The organism is Clostridium sp. K13, assembly GCF_019734195.1.
In the GTDB taxonomy this organism is placed as follows: domain Bacteria; phylum Bacillota; class Clostridia; order Clostridiales; family Clostridiaceae; genus Clostridium.
On record NZ_JAASHM010000001.1, the window covers coordinates 296,880 to 313,540 of the forward strand.

General features: G+C 27.7%; 18 protein-coding genes and 2 pseudogenes. 2 read left to right on the plus strand and 18 right to left on the minus strand.

The window, feature by feature from the left end:
- Positions 1-222: 222 nt before the first annotated feature.
- The 12 genes and pseudogenes from HCG76_RS01435 to HCG76_RS01490 form a co-directional block, all read right to left on the minus strand.
- Entirely contained in the window at positions 223-519 is a 297-nt protein-coding gene (locus tag HCG76_RS01435) for a hypothetical protein (RefSeq protein WP_221700607.1), read from the minus strand.
- 205 nt (positions 520-724) lie between these two features.
- Positions 725-1,585 (minus strand): annotated as a pseudogene (locus HCG76_RS01440) (aldo/keto reductase); the annotation flags it as partial.
- Between the two features lie 820 nt (positions 1,586-2,405).
- Positions 2,406-2,597 (minus strand): hypothetical protein, encoded by a 192-nt coding sequence (locus tag HCG76_RS01445; RefSeq protein ID WP_221700608.1) that lies wholly within the window; start codon positions 2,595-2,597, stop codon positions 2,406-2,408.
- A gap of 107 nt (positions 2,598-2,704) precedes the next feature.
- Positions 2,705-2,941 carry a hypothetical protein gene (locus tag HCG76_RS01450; protein WP_221700609.1) on the minus strand — a complete coding sequence of 79 codons (237 nt, stop codon included), beginning with the start codon at positions 2,939-2,941 and terminating at the stop codon, positions 2,705-2,707.
- 85 nt (positions 2,942-3,026) lie between these two features.
- A complete protein-coding gene (locus HCG76_RS01455) occupies positions 3,027-3,269 on the minus strand; it encodes a hypothetical protein (RefSeq protein ID WP_221700610.1) in 243 nt (80 codons plus the stop codon).
- Positions 3,270-3,272: 3 nt separating this feature from the next.
- The gene (locus tag HCG76_RS01460) at positions 3,273-3,503 is read right to left on the minus strand and encodes a BhlA/UviB family holin-like peptide (RefSeq protein ID WP_221700611.1); all 231 of its coding nucleotides are present in this window, start codon (positions 3,501-3,503) and stop codon (positions 3,273-3,275) included.
- An 11-nt stretch (positions 3,504-3,514) separates the two neighbouring features.
- The gene (locus HCG76_RS01465; protein WP_221700626.1) at positions 3,515-3,676 is read right to left on the minus strand and encodes a hypothetical protein; all 162 of its coding nucleotides are present in this window, start codon (positions 3,674-3,676) and stop codon (positions 3,515-3,517) included.
- Positions 3,669-3,947: a terminase small subunit gene (locus HCG76_RS01470; protein WP_221700612.1), complete on the minus strand. Its 279-nt coding sequence runs from the start codon at positions 3,945-3,947 to the stop codon at positions 3,669-3,671. Before HCG76_RS01470 ends, HCG76_RS01465 begins: the two co-directional genes overlap by 8 nt.
- Before the next feature lie 74 nt (positions 3,948-4,021).
- Positions 4,022-4,198, minus strand: a pseudogene (locus HCG76_RS01475) (spore coat protein); the annotation flags it as partial.
- Between the two features lie 311 nt (positions 4,199-4,509).
- Complete coding sequence (locus tag HCG76_RS01480; RefSeq protein WP_221700613.1) at positions 4,510-4,710, minus strand: hypothetical protein; 201 nt, start codon at positions 4,708-4,710, stop codon at positions 4,510-4,512.
- Between the two features lie 223 nt (positions 4,711-4,933).
- Positions 4,934-5,608 (minus strand): MATE family efflux transporter, encoded by a 675-nt coding sequence (locus HCG76_RS01485; protein WP_221700614.1) that lies wholly within the window; start codon positions 5,606-5,608, stop codon positions 4,934-4,936.
- Positions 5,609-5,925: 317 nt separating this feature from the next.
- On the minus strand, positions 5,926-6,120 hold the full coding sequence (locus HCG76_RS01490; RefSeq protein WP_221700615.1) for a hypothetical protein: 195 nt from the start codon (positions 6,118-6,120) through the stop codon (positions 5,926-5,928).
- Between the two features lie 63 nt (positions 6,121-6,183).
- Between HCG76_RS01490 and HCG76_RS01495 the strand changes: the two genes are divergently transcribed.
- On the plus strand, positions 6,184-6,645 hold the full coding sequence (locus HCG76_RS01495; RefSeq protein WP_221700616.1) for a MerR family DNA-binding transcriptional regulator: 462 nt from the start codon (positions 6,184-6,186) through the stop codon (positions 6,643-6,645).
- Positions 6,646-6,998: 353 nt separating this feature from the next.
- Here the strand turns inward: HCG76_RS01495 and HCG76_RS01500 are convergent, their stop codons facing one another.
- Complete coding sequence (locus HCG76_RS01500) at positions 6,999-8,444, minus strand: sucrose-specific PTS transporter subunit IIBC (RefSeq protein ID WP_221700617.1); 1,446 nt, start codon at positions 8,442-8,444, stop codon at positions 6,999-7,001.
- Between the two features lie 88 nt (positions 8,445-8,532).
- Complete coding sequence (locus tag HCG76_RS01505; RefSeq protein ID WP_221700618.1) at positions 8,533-9,867, minus strand: glycoside hydrolase family 32 protein; 1,335 nt, start codon at positions 9,865-9,867, stop codon at positions 8,533-8,535.
- A 169-nt stretch (positions 9,868-10,036) separates the two neighbouring features.
- Between HCG76_RS01505 and HCG76_RS01510 the strand changes: the two genes are divergently transcribed.
- A complete protein-coding gene (locus tag HCG76_RS01510) occupies positions 10,037-11,068 on the plus strand; it encodes a LacI family DNA-binding transcriptional regulator (RefSeq protein WP_221700619.1) in 1,032 nt (343 codons plus the stop codon).
- Between the two features lie 57 nt (positions 11,069-11,125).
- On the opposite strand, the gene HCG76_RS01515 is transcribed toward HCG76_RS01510, so the two are convergent.
- The 4 genes from HCG76_RS01515 to HCG76_RS01530 all read right to left on the minus strand — a co-directional run bounded on the left by HCG76_RS01515 (position 11,126) and on the right by HCG76_RS01530 (position 16,271).
- Entirely contained in the window at positions 11,126-12,598 is a 1,473-nt protein-coding gene (locus HCG76_RS01515; protein WP_221700620.1) for a glycoside hydrolase family 32 protein, read from the minus strand.
- 180 nt (positions 12,599-12,778) lie between these two features.
- Positions 12,779-14,389, minus strand: coding sequence for an ABC transporter substrate-binding protein (locus tag HCG76_RS01520; protein WP_221700621.1), 1,611 nt, complete (start codon positions 14,387-14,389; stop codon positions 12,779-12,781).
- Between the two features lie 23 nt (positions 14,390-14,412).
- Positions 14,413-15,309 (minus strand): carbohydrate ABC transporter permease, encoded by an 897-nt coding sequence (locus HCG76_RS01525; protein ID WP_221700622.1) that lies wholly within the window; start codon positions 15,307-15,309, stop codon positions 14,413-14,415.
- An 11-nt stretch (positions 15,310-15,320) separates the two neighbouring features.
- Positions 15,321-16,271 carry an ABC transporter permease gene (locus HCG76_RS01530; protein ID WP_221700625.1) on the minus strand — a complete coding sequence of 317 codons (951 nt, stop codon included), beginning with the start codon at positions 16,269-16,271 and terminating at the stop codon, positions 15,321-15,323.
- Between the last annotated feature and the right edge of the window lie 390 nt (positions 16,272-16,661).

Genomic DNA, 16,661 nt, shown 5'->3' on the forward strand with positions numbered 1-16,661 from the left:
TTCCTAAATCTGAATGTTTTCCATTACTTATATTATTGAAAATATTTTTAAATCCAGTAGGGTTTAATTTGTTTTATTATTCAAACTTATCTAAAATTATTAAGCCTTATATGTAATCAATACAATAGACTTTTTATTAGTTTTACTTATCTTTAAATGATTTTTTAATTTCTTTTATAAATTTAGATATTGTTAGAGAAAAGACTTGATGCTTTTTCCATACTAGTACAGTACCAGTTTCAATCTTGGGAAAAAGTGGCTTAAAAAAATATTACTTTCTTCATTAACATTAATTAAACTTTCAAAACTAAAAGCATAACCTAATGCTTCTTCTACCATGGCGGAAGCATTTAATATAAGATTAAAAGTAGAAATAATATTTAACCTATCTGCTTCTGTTCCAAACCAATTAAAAAGTTCATTTTGCACACTTGAACGCCTTGAACTTATTAATGGTTTATTAATTAAATCTTGAGCTGTAACATAATCCTTACTAGCTAAAATATCATCCTTTCTCATTAGTATTCCCCAAACATCTTTTTCACTTAATCTTATAAAATCATATTTTGAAATGTCTACTGGCTCATAAAACTCTTAGTTCCACATTTCCACCTCTCTTTTGTTATATTATAAATAATATCTTAATTCTTCTAGCTTAATATTAAACTTTTCACTTACTTCTTTTTTCTTCAATCTTATTCCTCCTTAAAATGTTAACATCAAATTAATTATGTCCAACAATATTATGTGGAGCATACTTTTCTTCAAGATATTCCATATCTTCCTTTGATAATTTAACATCTAAGGCACCTATAAAATCATCAAGATATTTTTCTTTTGTAATACCTACAATAGGTGATGTAACACCTTTATTCCATAACCAAGCTACTGCAACTTGTGATTTTGTTACATTATACTTATTTGCAATTTCTGCAACTCTCTCAACTATAATTTTATCACTTTCTTCAGTTGCATCATATTTCATTTGTGCTACTTTATCTTCTTTAAAACGCTTTGAATCTGATTCCCAATTTCTTGTTAAACGCCCTGCTGCTAATGGACTATATGGAACCAATGCTACCCCCATATCTCTACATAAAGCATTCATTTCTCTTTCTTCTTCCCTATATAATAGATTATAATGTCCTTGCATTACAGAAAATTTAGTCCATCCATTTTTTTCAGCTATATATTGCGCTTTTGCAAATTGCCATGCATACATTGATGATGCACCTAAATATAAGACTTTTCCTGAACGTACTAAATCATTAAGTGCACACATAGTTTCTTCAATTGGTGTTTCATAGTCCCATCTATGTATATATAAAATATCAATATATTCAGTACCTAAACGTTTTAAACTTGCTTCAACTTCATTCATTATAGCCTTTCTAGATAATCCTGATTTATTAGGCCCCTTTCCCATGCTACCACTAACCTTTGTTGCAATAACAATTTCTTCACGATTAGCATAATCTTTTAATGCTCGTCCTAATATTTCTTCACTTGCTCCTAATCCATAAACGTTTGCAGTATCAAAAAAATTAATTCCTAAATCTAATGACTTTTTAATAATTTTTCTTGAATCCTCTTCATTTAATACCTAACTATGAATCCACTTTTCTGGGTCACCAAAACTCATGCATCCTAAGCATATTTTTGATACTTCTAATCCCGTATTACCTAACTTTACATATTCCACATTAACTTCCCCCTAAATTTACTATTTCTTTTAATAAATTCATTTTAATATATAGTTATATTAATGTCTAATACCTATATTATATAAATCATAATGCCTAATACACATAATAAAAAAGAAACCCTAATTGATTTTTTACAATTAAGGTTTCATAAATAAAAAATATTTAAATTGCTTAATAACTATGTTAACATATTTAAATATGCATTTCTTATAAAATTTTTAGCAAACATTTCTGGAAGCTTATCTCCCATTGGAAATATAGTATTAATATTGTTAATTGCTTCTTTACTCATAATCCTTCCTCCTAAATATTTATAATCTAAATAACCTTAAAATATAAAAACCCCAGTCCGCCATAACAGCTTCTTGAGGTTTTTATCTATCTATACTAATTTTTGCTCAAAAATATTATCCAAATTAACCTTTTTAATCCTATTATAAATTTTTTATTTGAATAACCACTAAGATTTTTTTTATTCATAAGCCTAGTTTGATCTTGAATAAAAATACTAATCATCAATAATTGTTCTACAAGGGAATATTCACTAAAAGTATTTTCTAATAGCTTTTTTTCATTATTTTTAGCATTATTAAATAGAACTGTATTTAATAATTTAAACTCCCCTAAAATACTTTTTAGTGTATAATCTGACTTTTCTTCTGATTTTTTAAAAGCTCCATCTAAAATATCGATTACAAATTACTTCTCATCTTCATTGAAATTCCTTCCCATAGGATTTTTTAAACAATCTGATATTAAAAAAATATGCCTAAATTTTTCTTTATACGTTTCTCTTAAATTAAAAATTTCTTCAATACATTTATCTTTATCTCTATTTTTATAAGCTGTCTTATATAATTTAGTATTAACCTTCAGTATTTCACTACTCAAAATACATCACATCCTTTGTTTTTTATTATCCTTATTTTAACATGAAAATATTAATAAAAAAAACATAAAACAAAATGCTATAAAAGTTAATCCCCAGCCTTAAACAATTATAAAATAAACCATTCTAAATCTTCTCTATTAGCTTGTTGCACTACTAAAGATAAGCTTTCATTTACAGCACTTGCATAATCCACAGTACAGTTATAAACTGTATTACCTTTTTCTTTTAATAATCTTCTTACTTCTTCTCCAACTAACCTAGTATGTTCTCCCTCTTTTATAATTCCTACTGCTCCAGTTCCAGCACCTCTTAAGGTATGTCCATCATTTATTCCAATTTTCATTTTAAATACCTTCTTTCTTTAATATATTTTTATAAAACAAAAGAAGAGATGAAATATAGTCTCTTCTTAAACCAGTTTATCTATATTACTTAGTTGTATTACTTGCTTTTGATACTTCATCTATATCACTTTCTGTAGCTTTCTTAATTGTTCCCTTTACGGTAGATTGTCCAAAATAAAATGATACTATCATTATTGCCACAGTTGTAAATTGCTCTTCTGCAATGTCTCCTTTTGCACTTAGTATACAAAATACGGTAATTATCATTAATGCTATAATCTTTTTTACCTCAAATAAGTTTATTAACTTATCCGCAAATTTACTCATATACTACTCCCCCTTATCTAATTTAATTTTTATATCTGCAACATCTTGTTGGATGTTTTCAAACACATTAAAATTTTCTGCTAACTCTGAAATTACTTCTTGATTTTTATTAATTATTTGCTGTAGTTTTTCTTCTCTAGCTTTACTTTCCTTTCTTGTGTCAAATAATAACCAAACGAACATCACCGCCCATGCTCGGTTATTCACTATAGTTTTTAAAATTTCATTTTCCATAAAATTATCCTTTACTTAAAAGTATTAAAATTTGCATAAAAAAATAACCTTTCGGCTTTTAATATTCCTACTGTAGTTTTTCCTGCTGCAGTTGTTCCTTCTAAACACTCTACTTGTGCATTATGTTTTATAAAATCTTTATATTTCTTTGATAACTTGTATTCATTACTCATTATCATCTTCCTCTAACTGTTGTAATATTGAATCTATTTTAGTTATAGAATTTACATCTACTTTATCAACAAACAATCTATATCTTTTACCTAAAAGCTCTGCTGCTTTGATATAATTTTTAACCTCAACATTACTCAACAATCTATTTCCTGCGCTCTCTGCTGTTCTCTGCTTAGTAACATTTGTATAAGCTCTCTTATATGCTTCTGTGGCATTGCCTAACTCAATATAGTAATCAGCAAATGCCTTTTGTTTTACTGTAAGCGCCATAACAACACCACACCTTCCTTTATATAAAATAAAAAGAACCCTATTACTAGAGTTCTTTTTATCAAATTATTTATCTATTTTTCATTGATTGCATCTATTGATTCCTTATAAGAACATGTTAACTGTTTAATAGGAGTATCATATGGACTAATCCACCCCTTGTTTAAGCTTAATTCAGTAAGCGCAGTATGACCTTCAACCATTTGTGTTAAAGATGCTGAATATATAGCTCTTAATTCTAGTGTACTGCTCTTTGCATAATTAATCCATCAGATTCCATTTTTAAAATCGCTGCTAAAGATAGGTTTTCTACTTCTGAAAGTACTCTCATTTATAATCACCACCTATAATGTATTTTCACTTTATATTATTGATTTAATATTTAAAAATACCCGCGTTAAATTTCACCTAATTTATATATTTTTGATTACAAAAAATTATTTTTTACAAGCTCTAATATCATTTACGATGATATTATTTAAGATATAAGCGCCAAATAGCTATTTTGGCGCTTAATAATAATCTTATTTATCTTAACCTGTTTCCTCTGTACTAATAACCATTAATATTGTTTCATTACTTTTTCAAATCTAAAGAAATCTTCTCCACCTGATAGTCCTTCACCTTCTTCGTCATATGGATTATGATATTTTTCACTTAAATACTCTACTATTTTAAATCCACACTTATTAACATAAAAATGAATATTACGTTTTTCAAATAATGGTGTAGTAGTTTCCCAAACTTTAGTTTCTGGATACATCTCTTCAATAGCTTTCTAAGTTTTGTATCCAATTCCCTTGCTACCTTTAGCTATAAATAAAAGGTCTAAAGTTTAACACATTTTCTCCAAAGTATAAATGCTATAGCTATAGCAATAAGTCCACCTATACTTGGTACTAGGAATATCCCTTAAACGCCTATAACTTTACCTAAAACTACAATCAGTATTAATGGAAGTATAACTGATTCAACTAACATTATTACTATAGATTATTAGCCTTTTCAAGTCCAGTTAAAAAGCTACCTACAGTCATAGTAAACCATTTAAATAAATATGATGGAGCACTTAATAGTAATGCTATTTTACACATATGTATAATATCAACATCTGATTTTGAGGAGAATAGTCCAACTAAAAAATCAGGGAACATAAACATTATAATCATAGTTAAAACTGAAATGGTAAATCCAGCAATACAAGTTATCTTAAAGAATTTAGTTATACGTTTGTAATTTTTAGCACCATAATTATAGCTAATAACTGGTTGTATTGAGCCTATCATACCAAATAATACTGGAGATATTAATGAGTCTATATACATAACAATTGAATATGCAGCTACACCTACTGGACCACCATAGTAAAGAAGAAAACCATTAGTTATAATTGCCATAATAGAGCCTGATATATTGCTAAAAAATTCAGAACTTCCATTATATATAATGTATAAAATCTCTTTTACATCTACTTTAGGTTTTGTAAATTTTAATACAACCTTTTTCATAATAAAAGGATATAAAAAAATTAGAGTTCCTATAAGCATACTTAAATCACTAGAAAGTGCAGCATATTCTATTCCTAATTTAAAATATCCAATTAAAATAGCATCTAATATAGTATTAAATATTGATACGGCTATGTTTATCCACATACACATACTCATATTCACCTTACCACATAGTCTTAGATGATTATCTAGTGCAAAAAATGGTGCTATAATAGATAGTGTTAAAATAAACACATAAGCAAATTTATATTATAATTCAGCAAGTTCTTTATCTTTAATTAAGATAAATATAATATCTTTTGCAAAAACTAAGCTTAATATCATCAGAATAATATCTATAATCAATACTAATAAAACAGCAATTGAAAAGATATTACTTGCCTATTCTTCATTTTTTTCACCTAGTTTAATTCCTATTTTTACAGATGCTCCTGCTGCTATCATATCTCCAACTGCAAATACTATCATTATAATTGGAAAACAAGATTTATAGCTGCTAATGCTTTACTTCCTATTACTTTTCCAACAAACATTCCATCAGCCATCATATAAATAGATGAAAATAACATACTTACTAAACTTGAAATTGCAAGTTTTATAAACAATTTTTTGGCGAGGTTATACCAAAAAGTTCTTGATTCATTGATATCCTCCTTTGACACTAATATAATAAAACTCTATAATTAATATAAAGTATACCCTAATGGTAGAGTCAAGGAGATTTTATGAAAAATAAATTATTAACTATAGGAGAACTTTCAAAAAGAACTGGATGTAGTATAAAGGCTCTTAGATATTATGATTCAATTGGACTATTAAAACCTGTATATGTTAACCCTAATAGTAATTATAGATACTATAACTTTGAACAAACAAGAATGGTTGATTTAATACAAATATGTATTAATTTATCTATTAAACATGATTATAGTGTAATTATAAATATAAAAGATGGTATAGTTACTAAGTTTGTTGCATGTGAAGTTTATAAGAGATACTCTAATATCAAAAATATAATTAAAGTTAAAGATGATACTTTTTTATGTAAGAAGACTAGTTCCTTTAATTTTGATGATATTTGTGATATGTTTTCTAATGTAGGCTGTAGTGATAAGACTATTATTATAAGCCCCGGATATAATTATGATTTTTCAAGCCCATATTTTGAAGTAAAATGTACTGTATAATATAATTAACTTCGTACTATATAACAATTACGAAATTGATTATATTATACAAAATATATAATCATATTTATCACATTTTCCTTGTACCCAACTTTCATCATATTTCATATAAAACCTCAAAACACCTGATTTATTATTTCATTTATTTTAGAAGATAAAGATAATCTTAAGTTTAGGTAACTTCAAAGTATTGAATTATCCAAACATATTTTTTCTGCAATTTGATTAGATTGTGAAGGAAGCTATATTTTATCTAGCTCCCTTCATTAAAAATTTTAGTCCATTTTTATTTAACTATGATTTATTATATCAAAATTATAATTCAATTATTATTCATATCTTACTTATATAATTTATACAATTTCTTTCTTTTTAGCTAATATTTTAGCTAATATAACTGTAGAAATAAATGCCACTATAAAAGCTATTAACATTGTTATCATATATTGCACCATTGATTCAGGTCTAATTACTATAACCCCTGGTAATCCTGCAGGTCCTGGTGATAAAGATAAAACCTTCATAAATGTTGCATAAGCAGAACTTACAGCAGAACCTATTAAAGCACCTATAAATGGATATATTAATTTTAAATTAACACCAAATACTGCTGGCTCTGTTATTCCTAATAAAGCTGATATACCCGCCGCTGATGCTGTACTTTTCATTTTAGCATTCTTTTTAATTATAAAAAATACTGCTAAAGCTGCTGCCCCTTGTGCAACATTTGATGCTGCAACTACTGCAAATGTTGGTGATCCACCTAAAGTGCCTATATTAGCTAAAATTTGTGTTTCAGCTGTTACTAAACTATGATGCATACCTGTTATAACTAATAATGGGTAAACAACACCATAAATTGCTCCTCCAATAAAACCTAAATCAAAGAATAAATACATTACACCAGCTGTCATCCAATCTCCAACAGTTCTCATAACAGGCCCAACAACAGTAAATGTTAAAACTGCTGTTACTAATACGGTTACAAGTGGAGTTACTATATTATCTAACATTGGAGTTACAACTTTTCTTAATCTTTTTTCTATATTTGCTAATATAAATGATGAAGCTATTATTGGAAGAACTGTTCCTTGATAACCTACCTTAGCAATATTAAAACCAAACACACTCCAGTAAGGAACTGTTCCTTCTAGTAAAGCTTCCCCATATCCATATCCATTTAATAAATCTGGATGAATCATTATAGCACCGATAACTGCACCTAAAACTGGTGTACCACCAAATATTTTAGTTGCTGAGAAACCTATTAATACTGGTAAGAATACAAATGCAGCATTAGAAAACATATTTATCATTTCTGCTAGTCCTGAAATCGTAGGATATGCTTCTATTAATGATTTTCCTTCAATAAATAATCCTTGTGCTGTAAGTACATTATTAAGTCCCATTAATAAACCAGCTGCTACAAGTGCAGGTAATATTGGAACAAAAACATCTGCTAAAGCTTTTAAAAACCTTTGCATTACATTTGCCTTTTTAGCTGATACTTGCTTTAACTCTTCTTTACTAGTTTCTGATATACCAGATAACTTAATAAAATGTTTACATACCTCATCTACTATTCCAGTTCCTAAAATAACTTGAAATTGACCTCCATTATTAAAACTTCCTTTAACTAAATCAACTTCTTCAACAGCCTCATTATCTATTTTATTATCATCTTTTAAAACCACTCTTAATCTCGTAGCACAATGTGCAACACTTATTACATTTTCTTTCCCTCCAACGTATTCTAATAATTCTTTAGCTACCTTTTCATATTGTTTATCTTTAGACATTTTTACCCCTCCACTTTAAAATATCTTATCAGCATCTACCCTTAAAATAGATTTTATTAATAGATGCTGATTAAATTTATAATTAAATTTATAACTTAAGCAATTTTATTGTTTCTATATTATTCAATTCTATTTTAGACTTTAGTCCATATACTATATTTGAAATTACATATTTACCATCATTTATAAACATTTCAATAATTCCATTATCAATATAAATTGATAAGTCATACCTTTCATTTAACTTAGATGATTTAAACACGCGCCCTTTTCTTTTAATATCAGGAAATACTTCAGTTCTATCTGCAACTATACTATCATCTATTATAGAAATCTTATATCCACCTATATTTAATATACTATCTTTATTTAAAGTAACATCTAACTTATAGACTTCATTTATATCAAACTCTGATAATTTGACCTCTTTATTAAATAATTTATCTATATATTCTGGAACGCTAAAATAAACCTCATTATCTCTTATATTGATAACTCTAGGAAGAGACATCATTCCTATCCATTCTTCCCCTTCAAAGGTTAATGGCATTCTCATCCACCCAATCAAAACCCTATTTCCAAATTCATCTAAAGTAGTTTGTGGTGCATATAAATCTAGTCCTTCATCTAAGAATTTCTGCTTATTTATTAATTTCATATCACAATTTTCTTCATCAAAATCAACTATTGAATAAACTGAATTATTTGTATAATTAATATCGTCAGATATAATATTTTCTGGTGACATTACTAAAAGATAATTACCATCTACTTTAAATAAATCTGGGCATTCCCACATATCACCTATAGTATCATCATAACATCTATTTTTATAAGTCCATTGTTCTCCATCATTACTTGTATAGAATAATACTTCTCCTGTAAATTTATCATTACTTTCTTGTTTAAATTTACTTCCAAGTGCCATAGAATATCTATCTTTATACTTCCAAACTTTAGGGTCTCTTGTATGTGTACGATGTCCTAAACTTTCATCAAGTATAGGTGGTATTATTAATTTCTTATCTTCATAATTATTAAAGGTATATCCATCCTTTGATACTATTTTTGCTTGAGATGCTTCAAATGAGTAGTTATCATAAGGTGAATGAATATTCCCTTCTCTAAACTTATCATACTTTATTCCTGTATAATATAAATGCAACTCATCATTTTCAATCATCGCAGTTCCTGAAAAGCATCCATTTTGATCGTATTCTTTCGTAGGATATAAAGCTATAGGGTAATGTTCCCACATAAGCAAATCTTTACTGGTAGCATGTCCCCAATGCATTGTCCCCCACTTACATTCATATGGAAAGTATTGATAATATAAATGATACTCTCCATTATAGTAGATAAATCCATTTGGATCATTAATCCAATTTTTAGGTGCTGTTAAATGTATTTTAGGCCTCGCCATTTATCTTCCCCCAATATTCCAAATTTTATATATAATAACTTTTGATAACCGATGATGTAACCGGTTATTTCACTATCATAATACCATGTTATACCTTTTACGTCAACTTATATAATTTCTTTTGATAAATATTTACTGTTTTGATATAATAAAATTAGGTGAGGTGCTTATGACAAAAAAAGTTACATTTAGTGATATTGCTAAATACACAAATTTTTCAAAAACAACAATTTCTAGATATTTTAATAATCCAGATTCATTAACACTTGAATCTAGAAAAAAAATTGAGGATGCATTAATTGCATTAGATTATAAAGAAAATAAGGTTGCTAGAAGTTTAGCTAATGGAAAAAGTGAAATGATTGGAATAATAATTCCTGATTTATTTCTCCATTACTATTCCCAAATGTTAAATTGTCTTATAAATACTTATTCTAAATATAATTATAAATTTTTAGTTTTTGTAGAAAATCATGATACTAATAAAGAAAGTAAATATACTAAAGAAATGAATTATATTAAAGAGTTAATGGCTTATCAGATAGAAGGATTAATAATTCTTAGTAATACTATAGATTCTAAAACACTAAGTGAATTAAATATTCCAATAGTTTCTATAGAACGTGAAGATAAATATATTTCTAGTGTAAATAGTGATAACTATGCTGGTGCTTTTAAAGCAACTAATTTATTAATAGACAATAAATGTGATATATTAATTCATATAAATACTGATGTTGCAAAAGAAATCCCTTCATCTAAACGTATTGAGGCCTTTAAACAAGCTTGTGAAGATAGAAATTCCAAATATAAGTGTTATCTTTCACATCTAGGTCATAATTTTGAAGAAACATATATAAACATGTCAAAACTTTATGATGACATAGAAAAAAATTATCCTAATATGAAAAAAGGTATTTTTGTAAGTAATGATACCCATGCTAATATTTTATTAAATATTCTTATTAAAAATAAAAAGAGCATTCCTGATGAATATGAGATAATAGGATTTGATAACTCTCCAATTTCTGTAGAGTCAATAATTCCAATTACAACGGTAAATCAAGATATCAATAAAATAGCTGATACTGCAATGAAGTTAATACTAAGACAAATTAATTCTAAAAATAGAGGAAACTCAGTAAAGCTTGAACATATTACAATTGATACTGATTTAATTATAAGAGATACGACATCTTAAAATAAAATGAGTATGTAGGTTTAATATTACTAAACCTACATACTCATTTTTTATAAGTTAAACTTCAATATCATGTTTCTTAATATTAATTATAGAATTACCTTCTGATGCGAAAGTTATATCTGTAGCTTCTAAAGGCGTATAGAATGTTGACGTCATAACTTGTTCTCCATCATTTGCAAATATCTCTACAGAATATTTATCTATTATTAACCTCATCTTAACTTTTCCTTTTTTATCGCTAACCTTCATTTCTCTTTTATGAAGTATATCTCCATAAATTCCTGAGTAAGTTCTATCAAATTCAATTATATTCTTCTTTGAATTAAAGTTTATTATTGTTTCATACTCATTATTTTTTGCTAGCTTAATTTTGAATTCTTCAGCTTGTGATCCATCAATATCTATTGTTATATCTAGTTCTCTACCAAATATACCATCTAGTGATACTTCATCTTTAATTGTTAAATTATTATATTCCACTGTATTTTTATAATAATTTTCAATTTCTCTAATTGGATTTTGAATTAAACATCCATCTTTAATTGTAAGCTCTCTAGGTATTGTCATCATTCCACACCATTTAAAATTAGCTGGTACTATTCTATTTTCCCAAGACTGCATCCATCCAATCATTATTCTTCTTCCATCTGTTGACTCTAATGTTTGTGGTGCATAAAAATCTAATCCAAAATCTATAACATTACAACTTTCTCTTTCAAATGAATTCTTTTCATTATCATATTTTTCAATTAAATATGCAGTATTGTTCCCATTATGGAATCCATCCTTAGTCGCCTTAACTTCTTGTGGAGAAATTATAAGGACATCTTTTCCATTTAAACTAAATAAATCTGGACACTCCCACATACGTCCTACTTTATTTTTACTATTATCAACAATAGCTACAAACTCCCATTCTTTTAAATTATTAGATTTATACATAAGAATTTGACCACTACCATCATTACTTCTACTTGCAACTACACAATAAAACTCTTCACCCTCTATCCATATCTTGGGATCTCTGAAATCTTCTAAACTGCTTCCTTCTGGTAACATTTCATGAGTAATTACAGGATTACAATCTAACTTTTCATAGTTTTCTCCATTCCCAATTGCTATACATTGAGTTTGTCTTACTACTCTTTCTCCATTTTCATCTTTATTATCTAATACACCAGTATACATAATTACATGTTTACCATCATACTCTAAGGCACTACCTGAAAAGCACCCTCCCATATCATAACTTGCCTCTGGAGCAAGGGCTATAGGTAACTGTTCCCATTTAATAAAGTCATTTGTCTTACTATGTCCCCAATACATTGGTCCCCATACTACATCATAAGGATGATATTGATAAAACAAATGATATTCGTTATTAAATGTTGAGAATCCATTTGGGTCATTAATCCATCCTATAGGGGCACATAAATGAAAAGATGGTTTTTCCTCTTTTGATATACTATTAATAAATTCTTTTTCATATTTTCTTGCTTTTTCTAAAATAAAATTATTTTCTATCATCACTATTTCACCATTCCTATTATATTATTCATATTAAAAACATATCAAAATTTTATATTATTTTTTAATACTTTAGTTAAGAGTCAGGAATTGTTTTACCTATATTTATATTAATAATATAATATAATTTTAACTCCAAACTCTTAACTATTTAATAATAAATATTAATATTATTGATTTCTATTTAAAATATTCATCTAAATATTTTTGTTTAATTTCTAACATCTTAGATAAACCTAACTTTTCCATTTCTTCAAGATAAGAATCCCACTCTTCATCAATTCCACCATTTAATACCCATTCAGCTCTCTTACGATCAGTATATTGCCTTACAGCTGTTTCATATTGAGTAAGTAATTCAATATCCTCTTGACTCATAAGCACTACTGGATAATTATATTCTGCTTTCATATCCTTAACATAAGTTCCATGAAGTATATCTAATCTAGCTTGAGCATCATCTGGACAAGTTGAATATTTACCATAATATTCATCAAGAATTACTAATGGTCCTCCAACACATTGATTAACTCTAGCTTCCCATGGTGAAGAACCTCCTAAATCTAAATGAGCTAAAGTACCATCTTCTTTTAACTCAAATATATTTTGATTCAACTCATCCCCATAAGTTCCCCAGTTATTTTGAATTGATTGAAGTGGATCATATAGTTCATCTATCCATTTTGCTGTTAATTCTAAATTCTTATTAGCACTAGTTACTACACATCTACCAATATCAACACCATATCCATTAGACCTTGGTACATTAACATTTCCTTCTGGACCTGCTAATGCTGGAAGAGCTACATAATCTTCTGGATTAGTAACGATGTTTGCAGCATCCCATGTAAAGAACATTCCATATCTACCGTTATTACCCTTTGATACATAAGTTGCCCAATCCTGTGTAAATGCTTCTGGATCAAAAAGACCTTCATTTTGAAGAGAGTTAAGCCATTTTATTCCTTCTTTGTATCCTTCTTGAACAGTTGAATAAATAACTTTCTTATCATCTGTTACAAGGAAATGATCTGAATTATCACCTTCACCAAATGCTCCAAGCAATATACCTGGATCTTCATTCCCTCCATTCATTATGAATGACATAGGAATTACATCAGTTCTTCCTTCTGGATTTCCATCTCTAAATGCCTTTAATACTTCTACTAATTCATCTGTTGTAGTTGGTACTTCCAATCCTAACTCATCAAGCCACTTCTTATTTATAAATGGAATATTTGCTACAGCTTGAATAGCTTCTTTTCCACTTCCTAATTCTTCTATCCATGGGAATGAATATATATGTCCATCTGGAGCTGTAATCATTTTTCTATATTCCGGATTTTCTTCTAATATTTTAGATAAATTAGGCATATATTCATCTATTAAATCTTCAACTGCAATAATTACACCTTGCTTTGAATAACGAAGTAAATCATAATTACTCATACCTGCATTGAAAACTACATCTGGAAGTGTATCCTTTTTAGATAATGCTAAGTTCTTTTTATCTCCATATTGATCATCTGGATAGCATGTCCATTCAATATGAACATTAGTCTTCTCTTCTAATCTTTTAAATATAAGCCTTTTATTTGGATCTTGCTCTGAAATTGCTGGTGCACTTGTTAACATAGTTAAAGTTGCAGTTTCCTCTAAAGGAAATGAAACATTCGTTAACACAGTTTCCTCACTTTTCTCATTACCTTTTGACCCGCAACCTATTAAAGAAATTGCCATAATTGATACTAATGCTGTACTTATTATTGTTTTAATCTTGTTTTTTCTCATTTTTTCTATCTCCTTTTATAATATTATCCTTTTATTGAACCAACCATAATACCCTTATCAAAGTATTTTTGGAAGAATGGATACATAACTAATAATGGTAAACTTGAAACTACTATAGTTGAATATTTTAATAATTCCGATATTTTAGACATTTCAGCCATACCTTGAATATCTGCAATCATTCCCGTAGATGGTGCATTCTGAATTAATATTGACCTTATTACTAATTGTAGTGGTTGCAAATTAGTATCATCTATATAAATCATTGCATCAAAATAACTATTCCATTGTCCTACAAATTGATATAACATCAATACTGCTATAATTGGTTTTGATACTGGTAAAACAATTTTAAAGAAGTGCTTAATTTCACTTGCTCCATCAATAGCTGATGCTTCTCTTAATTCTCTAGGTAAAGTTTTAAAATAAGTTTTAGCAAGCATTATATTCCATACATTAATTGCTCCTGGAAGTAAAATTGCCCATACTGTATTTAAAAGATTTAACTTATCTATCAATAAATATGTTGGTATTAATCCACCACCTAAAAACATAGTTATCACATATAATGTATTTACAAATTTTCTTCCAACAAACTCTTCTTTTGATAATGGATATGCTGCCATTAATGTTACTGCAACTGATATTACTGCATATGATACAGAGTAAAATACTGAGTTCAAAAAGCCTCTTAAAAGCATATCATCTTTTAATACCCTTTTATATCCTTCTAATGACCATTTACTAAAATCAAAAGTTATACCTTCACTACTCAATACAACTGGATCCATAAAAGATGCAACAATAACATATATAAGTGGTACTATTATAGCTAAAAGAAAAATTCCTAATAATATATATCCACTATTTAAAATAAGCCTATCTGAAAGTGAAAGTTTTTGTCTTTTTTTCTTTTTCATATCTTCTCCCCCTATAGTCCTAACGCTTCTTCTTCATCTTTATTTAGTCTCTTGACTGATGTATTTACTACAACTAATAATATTACATTTATTACTGCATTAAATAATCCAACTGCTGTGGAAAAACTATAGTCACCTAACTGTAATCCCATTTTATAAGTATAAGTAGCTAATATTTCAGATGTAGGTAAATTTAAGCTTGTTTGTAATGCTAAAGCCTTTTCAAAACCTATACTCATAATTCCACCCATAGATAAAATAAATTGAATAACCATTATTGGTTTAATTGCTGGAATATCAACATTCCATATTTGTTGAAATATATTAGCACCATCAATTACTGCTGCTTCTGTCAATTCCTTACTTGAATTAGATAATGCTGCAGTATAAATAATAGAAGCCCATCCTGCACCTTGCCAAATTCCACTAGCTATATAAATAGTACGGAATGCTTCTGGCTTGGTCATAAAATTTATTGCCGTTCCAAAGGCCTGATTAATAGGTCCTACTGGTGATAAAAATAGAATAATCATCCCTGAAATTACAATTACAGAAATAAAGTTCGGGGCATATATTATTAATTGTATTGCCTTTTTTATTCTCTCACTTTTAACTCTAGTTAATAGTAATGCTAGTATAATAGGTATTGGAAATCCCCATAACAATCCATAAACACTTAACTTTAAAGTATTTATTAATAGGTTCATAAAATCTGGAGATGATAAAAACCTTTGAAAATGTTTAAACCCAACCCAATCACTTCCTAATATACCTGCTATAGGGTTATAATCTTCAAATGCAATTAATATTCCTCCTATTGGAATATACTTAAATATAATCAATAGCAATAATGGCGGTAATGTAAAAAAAAGATACAACTGATAATTTCTTTTTACATAATTTAAATTTTTTACTAAACTACTTTTCCCTCCTTTCTGGACTTTTAAAAACTTACCTCCCAATGATTCCTTTTTAATCGGTACAGCTGTCTCTACTTGCCTCAATTAAATCCCATCCCTTCCAATAAATTTTACTTATTATAATTTGTATATTTTGTATTTACATATAACTCATAAATACATACTAACCTTTTAGTAACCGTTAACGTAACCGGTTACCTTGATTAATATAATATCATGTTACCGGTTACACGTCAATGGATTTCTGCATTTTTTTAATTTAATTCCATATAAATTTCTTACACAATTCAATCACCACTCAATTCTAACTTTTAATTTAAATAAAAAAGCAAAATATTAATATATAATATTTTGCTCAGTTTGTTGAAAAACCCCCTGTTTAAAAACAGAGGGTTTTTCTATTATTAGTTGTGGATAAAATTTAAAATTCAA

What these genes read in the sequence shown, in the direction of transcription:
- HCG76_RS01460 (WP_221700611.1), bottom strand. Translation starts at nt 3,503, where the DNA reads ATGGAAAATGAAATTTTAAAAACTATAGTGAATAACCGAGCATGGGCG.
- HCG76_RS01520 (WP_221700621.1), bottom strand. Translation starts at nt 14,389, where the DNA reads ATGAGAAAAAACAAGATTAAAACAATAATAAGTACAGCATTAGTATCA.
- HCG76_RS01485 (WP_221700614.1), bottom strand. Translation starts at nt 5,608, where the DNA reads ATGTGTATGTGGATAAACATAGCCGTATCAATATTTAATACTATATTA.
- HCG76_RS01435 (WP_221700607.1), bottom strand. Translation starts at nt 519, where the DNA reads ATGAGAAAGGATGATATTTTAGCTAGTAAGGATTATGTTACAGCTCAA.
- HCG76_RS01450 (WP_221700609.1), bottom strand. Translation starts at nt 2,941, where the DNA reads ATGAAAATTGGAATAAATGATGGACATACCTTAAGAGGTGCTGGAACT.
- HCG76_RS01505 (WP_221700618.1), bottom strand. Translation starts at nt 9,867, where the DNA reads ATGGCGAGGCCTAAAATACATTTAACAGCACCTAAAAATTGGATTAAT.
- HCG76_RS01495 (WP_221700616.1), top strand. Translation starts at nt 6,184, where the DNA reads ATGAAAAATAAATTATTAACTATAGGAGAACTTTCAAAAAGAACTGGA.
- HCG76_RS01465 (WP_221700626.1), bottom strand. Translation starts at nt 3,676, where the DNA reads ATGAGTAATGAATACAAGTTATCAAAGAAATATAAAGATTTTATAAAA.
- HCG76_RS01525 (WP_221700622.1), bottom strand. Translation starts at nt 15,309, where the DNA reads ATGAAAAAGAAAAAAAGACAAAAACTTTCACTTTCAGATAGGCTTATT.
- HCG76_RS01515 (WP_221700620.1), bottom strand. Translation starts at nt 12,598, where the DNA reads ATGATAGAAAATAATTTTATTTTAGAAAAAGCAAGAAAATATGAAAAA.
- HCG76_RS01510 (WP_221700619.1), top strand. Translation starts at nt 10,037, where the DNA reads ATGACAAAAAAAGTTACATTTAGTGATATTGCTAAATACACAAATTTT.
- HCG76_RS01470 (WP_221700612.1), bottom strand. Translation starts at nt 3,947, where the DNA reads ATGGCGCTTACAGTAAAACAAAAGGCATTTGCTGATTACTATATTGAG.
- HCG76_RS01500 (WP_221700617.1), bottom strand. Translation starts at nt 8,444, where the DNA reads ATGTCTAAAGATAAACAATATGAAAAGGTAGCTAAAGAATTATTAGAA.
- HCG76_RS01480 (WP_221700613.1), bottom strand. Translation starts at nt 4,710, where the DNA reads ATGTATCCAGAAACTAAAGTTTGGGAAACTACTACACCATTATTTGAA.
- HCG76_RS01455 (WP_221700610.1), bottom strand. Translation starts at nt 3,269, where the DNA reads ATGAGTAAATTTGCGGATAAGTTAATAAACTTATTTGAGGTAAAAAAG.